We start from the raw sequence: 10,057 nt of genomic DNA, 5'->3' as shown, positions 1-10,057 counted from the left end.
AGACCAACTAAAAAGTCCAGGCCGATGGCCTGGACTTTCATAATTTTGTCAACAAGGTCGGGACTCATTTGTCAACAAGGTCCCGACTCATCACAATGGGGCCGCCTAGGGGAATTGAACCCCTGACCTATTCTTTACGAGGGAATCGCTCTACCAACTGAGCTAAGGCGGCGCGAACCGCACAAAGCGGAACAGTTTTCAAGCTTAGTAGCTTGATTCTTGAGCTGAAACTTGAGGTAACTAGTTCCCAGAAGAATTACGACGACGACGCAGGGCCACAATCACCAACACAGCAGCGAGAGCAACTGCGCCAGCGGCACCAAGGCCCAAAGCAAGCTGAAGTTGACCGTTGTCGCCTTCAGCGCCGCTGGAGGTCACCATGAGTTCTTCATCTGCTTCCGTCACAACTGCTTCTTCCTCTGCAGGCACTGCCTCGGACAGTGGATCAGCATCGGAGCCTTCGACGGTGAACGCGATAGAGCCAGAGGCAGGGTGTCCGTCTTGAGACACAATGCGGTAGCTGGCGGTGTAGCTGCCGTTAGGCAACGCACCAGCAACAACAGGCACGGTCATAGTGGCGCCGGTCACATCGAAGGTGGGAGCACCTAACTCAGCAACAGCACCGTCTGCATTCACCAGAGAGACTTCGGGGGCGAATTCCTGCGCCACAGCTTCTACGAACGTGAACTGAAGTTCTACTACCGGCGTCGAGACCACAGCATCATTGGCAGGAACCGATTGGAACGTGTCGGAGTGTGCAGAGGCCATCGTCGATGTTCCTAGAACAACGACGAGTGCCATTAATGCGGTGGCAATGACAGCTGTAAAGCGACGAATCATCCGAGTAGTCCTTCTCCGATATAGCCTCCAGGCTGACAGCCAGGAGGAAGTGCGAAAACTGCAGACCCGATGGGGGTCGTCCATGTGTTCATGAGGTCTAAGTCTGCCAAACGTTGCTGAACAGGAACGAATTGCTTCTGAATATCAGTCATGTATGCGGCAAAAATCAGTCCTGCGTTCGGCTCTCCCGAAGGAAGCAAGCCGTCCTCGTAGTTTAACGGGCGTCGAAGGAACTTCTCTGCAGGATTGTCTGTCTTTGCTCTGCGCACGTGAGCAAAGGAAGCAATGACAGGCATCCCGTTCTCGTATGTGGCCTTGAGGTCAGGTGTGTCGAATTCTTTAGTCCCAGTCAAAGGGGCACCGTTGTGGAGGTTGCGACCCATGGCCGTTTCCTTCTTGGTGTCGTCAAGCTTGTCCCAGCCAGCAAAGTCCATCTGGATGCGGCGAACAACCAGGCAGGTGCCATCCCTGAACCACTGGGGTCCCGAAGTTGCCCAGACCTGGCTATCGAATTCTTTGGCAGAACGAGGGTTGACGGTGCCATCGACCTGACCAAACAGGTTGCGACCGGTCTGATCGGAAGCAACCCCATATTGCGGGCGGTTGAATCCCGATTGAGACCATGCGGGCTCGGCAAAGGTGTGTGCCGTTCGGCTGAGCTGACGCGCAGCGTGGGCAACCGTGAGGGGGTTGTCTGCACCCACGTGAATGACAAGATCGCCGCCGCTGAATTCGGGCTGAAGTTTGTCAATGGAGAAGGAGGGCAGTTCGGTAAAGCCCGCAGGAATACTTCCTTGTAATCCCAGTTTGGTGAAGAAGCCAGGACCAAAACCAAAGGTCGAGGTCAGTCGTGCTGGCTCGGTGGCCAGATAGGGCTCTCCGTCAGGAAGGGTTGGCTTTCCCTTCCCTAAGCGCGCTGCGTCATCGGTGAGCAACTGCATCATGCTGCGGGCTTGGGAGAGCGTGGTGCTGGGGTTCAGCGTGAAAGCCATGTACGTGCCATACGACTGAAGCGGGGTCATGATCCCGGCTTGATACTCCCCATAGAAAGGGATGGTGGCACTTTGTTGTCCAGCTCGTAATTGAGCTTCCTTTTCAGGAGTTGATGCCTGCGCGGCGTTGACGGTGAGGGCACCGCCCGCGAAACCCGCAACTCCTGCTGCGACATAACTAGAAACGACGCCAGCAGAAGCAAGGAAACCTCGACGGGAGACAACTCCCGGAGTTTCGCTTTCTTCTGCTGGCGTCTGAGTCATAGTTCTAACCTAACAAGCTCAACTGAGAGCTCGGTGGGCGTTCCTTAGCCTGCGTAGGTGGAGATATCGCGGGCGACGGCGTCAACGTCCAGGGTGGTGTCGTTGGAGAACTCCAGGGTCAAAGTGACGTGGCTGCCGACGGGAATGGGCTTGAGGAGATCCCAGTACATGACGTGGTATCCACCGGGCTTGAGAGTGACGGATCCCTTCGCAGGAATCACAATTCCGCCTTCAACCATCTGCATGACCATTTCACCAGCATCGTTCTTGACGACTTCGTGGATCTCCATGGGGGTCTCGGTCAGACCTTCAGTGGTGTTCGTAGCGCCGACGAGTACGATGTCTTCATCGGAGGGGTTTTCGAGAGTCATGAAGACGCCGGTCATTGCCATGCCGTCCATGAGTTCAGGAACTGCCTTAATCCATACATCGGAAGCAGTGGGAGTGACCGGCTCTGGGGTAGCTGGTGCACAGCCCCCGAGAGCGAGTGCTGCAATAGCAACAGCGACGAGTGAAAGTCCGCGCTTGGTTGCGGAAGTTGAGTTCTTCAATGCAAATCCTTTGTTCAGGTATATTCTACGTTACGTAGAACACTGATAGTATTCTACAAGTCGTAGAACAAGCAACTCAGGAGAACTCATGACCACTCAACGCAACCGAGGCGAACTCGAAGCCGACATCATGACCATCCTGTGGCAGAACAATGTGGCGATGACCGCCAAAGAAGTCCAAGCCCAGTTCACGGAAAAGATTCCTGCCATCACGACCCTCATCACTGTGCTCGATCGCATGTGTGCCAAAGGGCAGGTTGTGAAGAACTCCACCGGTGGCCGCAGCCAAACTTTCGCTGCCGCACAGAGCCGAATCGACCACGTCGCGAGCACCATGACCTCTGCTTTGCAGAGTGCCGACGACCAGGTTGCCGCGTTGCTCCATTTCGCGGGCTCACTTTCTGAAGAAGACCGCGCATTCCTGCGTAAGGCCATCGACAAGAGCGAATAACAGTTAGTTTGACGTGATGGAACTTCGAACAATTGTCTTTCTGATTGCGATCTATGCCGCAATTTCGTTGTTCGTTCCGCGCGCCCTCGCGAACCCTGAATTAGTGAGTAAGCGCCCAGGCTTTGTTCTCTATGCTTGGTTTATTTCCCTCGGCATAGCTGCACTCTCTTTGCTCACAGCACTTATTGGTTTGGTTTCCCGTGCACTGGCTCAACATGTCGTGGAAGATAACTCAGCACGCATCTTCATGCCCATCCTGGAGAACGTCTTCGGCTGGATAGCCCTCGGAGTACTAGGAGTCTTGGTCTTCCGATTCGGCGCAGCACTTGGCGAACTTCGTGCTGCCAAACGCAAGCTCGACGAACAATTCGCGGTCCTGATTCCCCGCGGAAAAATCACAGAACTCTCCGGTCACCGCGTGATGATTTTCGACTCCTCTGAAACGGTATTGATGGCTGTGCCCAGTGCGAACTGCGTCATGGTCAGCTCCGAGATCATCTCCACACTCAGCCCTGAACTCCTCCAAGCAGCACTGGCTCATGAGCAGGCTCACCTCGATCAGCGCCATGGGACAGTGAGGGCTGCCGGAGTTCTTGCCATGGCGGTTGCACCCGGATTCTCAGCCAGTGAGCGCATGGCGCAAGCTACTCGCATCACCACTGAACTCTTGGCAGATGACGCCGCAGCACAGAAGTTCTCTCGCCACACCGTTGCCCAGGCACTCCGTGCCTGCTTTGGCACGAGCGCGCTGGTGGAAGAACGAATTGCTCGTCTAGAGAGCTAGCACTGAGGATCGCTCGCGGGGACTTTCCCGCGCAACAAGAACCCATCCACCGCGTCATTCACACAGGCGTTTGACTTGTTATATGCCGTGTGGCCTTCACCGGTGTAGGTCACGAGGTGACCACCTTCGAGCTGAGCTGCCAAGTTTTGTGCCCAGCGATAGGGTGTTGCCGGATCACCTGTTGTGCCAACAACCAGGATGTCTCCAGCGCCACGTGCCGTGACCTTCTGAGGAGTCATCACAGCAGGGAATGCCCAGTTTGAGCACAGTTCATCACCATAGGCGAGATAAGGCCCAATGACAGGTGCTTTCTCTGCAAGCACCTTGGCGTCAGCAGCCCACTGTGCAGGATCCGTTTTCACCGGATAATCCAAGCAGTTGATGGCAAGGAAAGCTTCGGTTGAGTTATCGGAATACGTTCCGCTTTCAGTGCGGTTGTAATACCAATCCACCGAGCCATAGGCAGGATCTGCATCCCCCTCATAGACGGCAGTAAACACATCAGAGAGATAGCTCCACGCTTGCTTGTCATAGAGCGGGGCGATGATTGCCGTCAGCATCGAATCGGCTCCGAGCACGCGTCCATCTGAGGCAGTCAGAGGCGATTGATCCAAGCCTGCAAGCAGTTGGCCAATCTGGGTCATCGCGGAATCCGCCGTCCCTGTGAAAGGACAATCAGAACCGGCAAGGCAATCCGCCACGTAGGAACGGAGAGCATTCTCAAACCCAATGGACTGCGTGAGATTCACATCAAAGCTCGACGAAGAGGGATCGAGAGCACCATCGAGCACCATGCGTCCAACGTTGCCCGGGAAGTTCTCGGCATAGATGGCCCCCAGCAAGGTGCCATAGGAATATCCCAAGTAGTTCAACTGGCGGTCCCCCACCGTTGCTCGCAACATGTCCAGGTCTTGTGCTGCACTCACCGTGTCGACATGGGCAAGCAGATCACCTGTGCGATCACGGCACCCTTGCGCAAAAGCAGCGCTGGCAGCTTCACGCTCAGCAAACCACTCTGGGCTTTCTCGCACCGTCTCAGAAGCCCCAAATAAGAACTCATCCATCTGGGCGTCAGAATCAACACACACCACTGGCGTAGATGCGCCGACACCACGTGGATCAAACCCAATCACGTCGTAGTTCTTTTGGACCGCACCACTGACGGCATAGTCGAGAGAATCGGCGACGAAGTTCACACCGGAAGCACCTGGGCCACCAGGATTCACAAAGAGTGAGCCCAACTTGTTTTTAGAACTTGCCTGGTGCTTCACCAGAGCGAGCTCAATGGTTTCTCCAGCAGGTTCAGCCCAGTCGAGCGGTGTAACGGCAGTTGCACACTCCATGTCCTCGTGACAATCCGTCCACTCGAGGGTTTGTGAGTAATAGACCTGGTACTCCGCAGGAATGGTTTCAGGGGGCAGTGACGGTTCCGGGACAACACCGCCTGAGCATGCAGTCAAGGTCAATGCCACGAGGGCAACAGTGACGGCCCTGAAAGCTGCCTTTATGCTCATGCAGGAACTTCGGAACGCGAAGCGCGAATCAAGAGTGCTTCCATCGCCAGTGCCGGTGCCACGTTGGCATCAATGCGCTCACGGGCCACACCAATGGCTTCCATCGTGGCGAGGGTGTCTTCGCTGGAGCGTGCAGATGCCGCAGCGCGGAGCTCAGATTCAAACTCAACGTTGATGAGCTCATCACTGACACCCAATTGCAGGCGAAGCACGTCGCGATAGACCGAAAGCAAGTCGACAAGGATGCGGTCCAAACCATCTCGCAGGCTTCGCGTGGCACGACGCTTCTGCTGTTCTTCCAGACCCTTAACTTGGCTGCGCAGGTTGGACGGGATCGCATCGCCTTCGGCGATACCCATCGAACGGCGAAGCTGCTCGAGTTCAACACCATCACGCTCTTCGGTGATCGCCTTTGCGTCATCAGTGGCGATCTCGATCATGCGAGCAGCGGCAAGCACCGCTTCACGCACGGTCATGATGCCCAGCACCAGACGAACTGTTTCTTCACGCCGTGCTGCTGCGTCAGGGTTGGTTGCCAGACGGTGAGCCATCCCGATGTGGGACTGGGCGTGGCGAGCAGCGCGTTCTGCAGTGACCGCATCCACGCCGTCTCTGGTAACAATCAACTCTGCAACGTCAGGAACGCTCGGCACACGCAAACGGACTGAGCGCACGCGTGAACGAATGGTGGGAATCAGATCTGCTTCACTCGGAGCACAGAGTATCCAGACCGTGCGCTCAGGAGGTTCTTCAAGAGCCTTGAGGAGAACATTGGAAGTGCGCTCAGCCATGCGGTCAGCATCCTCAATCACAATGACCCGATAGCGCGAGACCGCAGGTGAATACTGTGAGCTCTGCACGAGAGCACGCACTTCATCGATAGAGATGATCACACGCTCGGTCGTCAGCATGGCAAGGTCGGGGTGTGTTCGTGCCGCAACCTGCTTGCAATCGCCACAGGTGCCACAGCCACCATTACGACACAGCAGTGACGCGGCAAAGGCATAGGCCAGATTGGAACGCCCAGAACCAGGAGGACCCGTCACCAGCCATGAGTGAGTCATGGCGGAATCATGGGAAGTTGCCGAAGCTAGCTCCGACTGCGAGGCAGCACGGAATACATCAATGGCCTCTTGCTGGCCAACGAGTTCATCCCACACGCTCATAGCTCAAGGCTACCGGGAGTAACTGACAGAGAAGTGGGACTAGGACAGCTCAGCTTCAACACGGGCACGAATTGCTGCGGCTAGTTCATCCACTGGTTTGGAAGCATCAAGGACAAGGAACCGCTCGGGTTCAGCCTCAGCGAGCGCAAGGAATCCAGCACGCACACGGGCGTGGAACTCTGCTTTCTCGTTCTCGAGACGATCAAAAGGCTTATCCGCAGCATCAAGACGCGTGCGGGCAAGGTTCTCATCAAGATCGAGCAATACGGTCACATCAGGCAACAGGCTGTCGGTCGCCCATAGGGACAAATCACGCACTTCCTTCGCGTCGAGGACACGACCAGCACCCTGATAGGCAACGGAGGAATCGAAGTAGCGATCCTGGATGACGACCTCGCCACGCTCCAGTGCGGGACGCACCAGCGTGGCCACGTGATGTGCACGGTCGGCTGCATAGAGCAGAGCTTCAGCGCGGGGGTCAATGTCTCCACGGTGGTGAAGCACGAGGTTACGCACCTCCACGCCCACATCAGTGCCACCGGGTTCCCGGGTACGAACAACAGTTCGTCCCTGTTCGGTCAACCACTCTGCTAGAAGACCAGCCTGAGTGGACTTGCCCGAACCGTCTCCACCCTCAAAGGTGATGAACAACCCGGACATCGTCTACTCGCTTGCCTTAGAGGAAATACCTGACTTACCCAGTGTGGTGGCCGCCTTCTTGGCCCCGGCCTTTTTCACCACGATGGTGTCGCCGACCTTCTTGGTGACCTTCTTCTTGGCCGCAGGCTTCTTTGCAGCAGCCTTCTTGCGGACAACGGGTCCCTTGGCACGCTTGATTGCAAGCAACTCAACGGCGCGATCAAAGTCAATCTCTTCAGGAACTTCACCGCGAGGAATCGTGGCGTTGGTGGTGCCATCGGTGACATAAGGGCCGAAGCGACCATCCTTGATCTTGATGGGCTTACCGCTTTCGGGGTCAGCGTCGAATTCCTTGATGGCACTGGCTGCCTTGCGAGCTCCATACTTGGGCTGAGCAAAGAGTTCGAGTGCACCTGCTAGGTCGATTCCGAAGATCTGGTCTTCATTCTCAAGCGAGCGAGTGTCGGTGCCCTTCTTGAGGTAGGCGCCATAGCGACCGTTCTGGGACAGAATCATCTCGCCAGACTCGGGGTCAGCACCCACTTCACGAGGAAGGTTGAGCAGCTTGAGTGCGGTCTCGAGGTCCACCGTGCCGGGATCCATGCTCTTGAAAAGCGAAGCAGTGCGGGGCTTGATGACCTCGACCTTGGCGACGCGCTTCTTCTTTTTGACTTCGACAACCTCGCCAGTGGCGGGGTCAATCTCTGCCTCATCGAGAGCAACCTCGGGTTCTGGCTCCAGCTCAGTGACATAGGGGCCGAAGCGACCATCCTTAGACACAATCGTCTTGCCGTTGTCAGGGTTCACACCCAGCACGCGGTCGGTGACGATCGGTGCATCGATGAGTTCTTGAACCTTTTCGGGAGTGAGCTCATCGGGTGCCATGTCCAAGGGAATGTTCACGATGCGAGGCTTTTCGTCCTCGGCAGCATCCGGGTTGGTCACCTCGATGTAGGGGCCATACTTACCCACGCGGATGGCAGCACCGTTCTCGCCAATGCGGAAGGTGTTGAGTTCACGAGGGTCGATATCCCCGATGTTGTCGAGGATTTCCCGCAGGCCGTGGTGACCAGGTTCACCAAAGTAGAACTTCTTGAGCCACTCAGAGCCGGTACCCACACCGCCAGCAATCTTGTCGAGATCTTCTTCCATCTCGGCGGTGAAGGCGTAATCAACCAGGTCTGTGTAGTGCTCCTGCATGAGGCGAACGATGGAGAACGCGACCCATGCTGGAACAAATGCCGAACCCTTCGGGGTCACATATCCGCGGTCCACGATCAGACCCAGAATCGATGCATATGTAGAGGGGCGACCAATACCGAGCTCTTCCAACTTCTTCACCAGGGTTGCTTCGGTGTAACGAGGTGGAGGCGTGGTGTCGTGGCCCTTGGCCTCAACATCAGCGAGGACGAGCTTCTGACCTTCGGTCATGATGGGCAGCTTGGCTTCAGCCTGAGCATCCTGAGCGTTGCGCTCTTCGTCCGTGCTTTCCTCATACGCGTTGAGGAAGCCGCGGAAGGTGATGACAGTGCCACTGGCGGTGAACTCAACGAAGTCTCCCGAAGCAGGTGTTGCCTTGGCTGTCACGGTGGCAGTCTGCCCCTTGGCATCTGCCATCTGTGAAGCAACAGTGCGCTTCCAAATCAGGTCGTAGAGCTTCCACTCGTTTCCGCGCAAAACGTTCTGCAGTTCCGATGGAGTCTTGAAGGTTTCACCTGCTGGACGAATAGCTTCGTGCGCTTCTTGAGCGTTCTTGCTCTTGCCCGAGTACTGACGAGGTGCATCAGCGACCTGGTCTGCACCATACAAAGTGGTGGCCTGGGTACGAGCTGCTGCAATCGCCTGCCCCGAGAGGGAAGGCGAGTCAGTACGCATGTAGGTGATGTACCCGTTTTCGTAGAGACCCTGTGCCACGCTCATGGTCTGCTTCGAAGAGAACTTCAGCTTGCGAGAAGCTTCCTGCTGCAGAGTTGAGGTCGTAAACGGTGCTGAAGGACGACGGGTGTATGGCTTGGTCTCCAGGCCTGCAACGACGATTTCTGTGCTTGCTTCACGCAAAGCAGCCGCCAGTGCAACAGCAGCTTCTTCACTCAGCAGAGTGGCCTTGGTGGTCAGTTGACCGTTGTCATCAAAGTCTTTACCGGAGGCAATGGTGCTGCCGCCAACGCGAACAAGCTTGGCTTCGAACTGAGTGGATCCTTCGGTCGAGGTGCCGAGGGTTGCGAGTAGATCCCAGTAGTTTGCGGAATTGAACGCCATGCGCTCACGTTCACGGTCAACCACCAGTCGCAGGGCAACAGTCTGAACGCGACCTGCAGAAGTTCCAGGGCCAACGCGGCGACGCATCACATCTGACATCTCCCAGCCATAGAGGCGGTCGAGAATTCGTCGTGTTTCTTGAGCATCTACCAGGGCTGTGTCGAGCTCACGAGTGTTCTCCTGGGCAGCCTGAATAGCTTCCTTGGTGATTTCGTGGAACACCATGCGGTGGACAGGAACCTTGGGCTTGAGCACCTGGAGCAAGTGCCAGGAGATTGCTTCACCTTCGCGGTCCTCATCAGTTGCGAGGTAGAGCTCATCGGCATCTTTGAGTGCTTTTTTGAGTTCCGCAACAGTCTTCTTGGAGTTCTCGGAGACCACATAGAAGGGCTCAAAGTTATCTTCAACGTTCACAGCGAACTTGCCGAAGGGTCCCTTTTTCATGTCTGCAGGAAGCTCGCTGGGCTTGGGCAAGTCACGGATGTGACCTACTGATGCGAGCACCTCATAGTTGTCACCGAGGTATTTGCCAATGGTCTTGGCTTTGGCTGGTGACTCGACGATGACGAGCTTTCTAGTGTTGGACAAGCATTCCTC

9 protein-coding genes and 1 tRNA gene are annotated in these 10,057 nt (G+C 56.1%); 2 read left to right on the top strand and 8 right to left on the bottom strand.

All coding sequences use genetic code 11. The features are described from left to right. Positions 1 to 96 precede the first annotated feature (96 nt). From M2118_RS08720 to M2118_RS08705, 4 genes are all read right to left on the bottom strand, one after another. Positions 97 to 172, bottom strand: a tRNA-Thr gene (locus M2118_RS08720). Between the two features lie 68 nt (positions 173 to 240). Beyond that, the gene (locus M2118_RS08715) at positions 241 to 840 is read right to left on the bottom strand and encodes a copper resistance CopC family protein (RefSeq protein WP_280795557.1); all 600 of its coding nucleotides are present in this window, start codon (positions 838 to 840) and stop codon (positions 241 to 243) included. Continuing rightward, positions 837 to 2,096: a Dyp-type peroxidase gene (locus M2118_RS08710; protein ID WP_280795556.1), complete on the bottom strand. Its 1,260-nt coding sequence runs from the start codon at positions 2,094 to 2,096 to the stop codon at positions 837 to 839. Before M2118_RS08710 ends, M2118_RS08715 begins: the two co-directional genes overlap by 4 nt. 44 nt (positions 2,097 to 2,140) lie before the next feature. Beyond that, complete coding sequence (locus M2118_RS08705) at positions 2,141 to 2,647, bottom strand: copper chaperone PCu(A)C (protein WP_280795555.1); 507 nt, start codon at positions 2,645 to 2,647, stop codon at positions 2,141 to 2,143. A gap of 88 nt (positions 2,648 to 2,735) precedes the next feature. On the opposite strand from M2118_RS08705, the gene M2118_RS08700 reads away from it, so the two are divergent. Both M2118_RS08700 and M2118_RS08695 read left to right on the top strand, forming a co-directional pair. Beyond that, positions 2,736 to 3,098, top strand: a complete 363-nt coding sequence (locus tag M2118_RS08700; protein WP_280795554.1) for a BlaI/MecI/CopY family transcriptional regulator — start codon at positions 2,736 to 2,738, stop codon at positions 3,096 to 3,098. A 16-nt stretch (positions 3,099 to 3,114) separates the two neighbouring features. Continuing rightward, positions 3,115 to 3,882 (top strand): M48 family metalloprotease, encoded by a 768-nt coding sequence (locus tag M2118_RS08695; protein WP_280795553.1) that lies wholly within the window; start codon positions 3,115 to 3,117, stop codon positions 3,880 to 3,882. On the opposite strand, the gene M2118_RS08690 is transcribed toward M2118_RS08695, so the two are convergent. The 4 genes from M2118_RS08690 to topA are packed head-to-tail and all read right to left on the bottom strand — an operon-like array spanning position 3,879 to position 10,048. Then, positions 3,879 to 5,396, bottom strand: a complete 1,518-nt coding sequence (locus M2118_RS08690; protein WP_280795552.1) for an alpha/beta hydrolase — start codon at positions 5,394 to 5,396, stop codon at positions 3,879 to 3,881. The two genes, M2118_RS08695 and M2118_RS08690, sit on opposite strands and share 4 nt — an antisense overlap. Next, the gene (locus tag M2118_RS08685; RefSeq protein ID WP_280795551.1) at positions 5,393 to 6,562 is read right to left on the bottom strand and encodes a DNA polymerase III subunit delta'; all 1,170 of its coding nucleotides are present in this window, start codon (positions 6,560 to 6,562) and stop codon (positions 5,393 to 5,395) included. Before M2118_RS08685 ends, M2118_RS08690 begins: the two co-directional genes overlap by 4 nt. A gap of 39 nt (positions 6,563 to 6,601) precedes the next feature. Next, positions 6,602 to 7,222, bottom strand: a complete 621-nt coding sequence (gene tmk, locus M2118_RS08680; RefSeq protein ID WP_280795550.1) for a dTMP kinase — start codon at positions 7,220 to 7,222, stop codon at positions 6,602 to 6,604. Between the two features lie 3 nt (positions 7,223 to 7,225). After that, the gene (gene topA / locus M2118_RS08675; protein WP_280795549.1) at positions 7,226 to 10,048 is read right to left on the bottom strand and encodes a type I DNA topoisomerase; all 2,823 of its coding nucleotides are present in this window, start codon (positions 10,046 to 10,048) and stop codon (positions 7,226 to 7,228) included. Between the last annotated feature and the right edge of the window lie 9 nt (positions 10,049 to 10,057).

It is taken from the genome of Aurantimicrobium minutum, from assembly GCF_029892845.1.
In the GTDB taxonomy this organism is placed as follows: Bacteria; Actinomycetota; Actinomycetes; order Actinomycetales; family Microbacteriaceae; genus Aurantimicrobium; species Aurantimicrobium minutum_B.
Note: the sequence above shows the minus strand (reverse complement) of the source record. Positions and strands in the feature narration are given on the sequence as shown.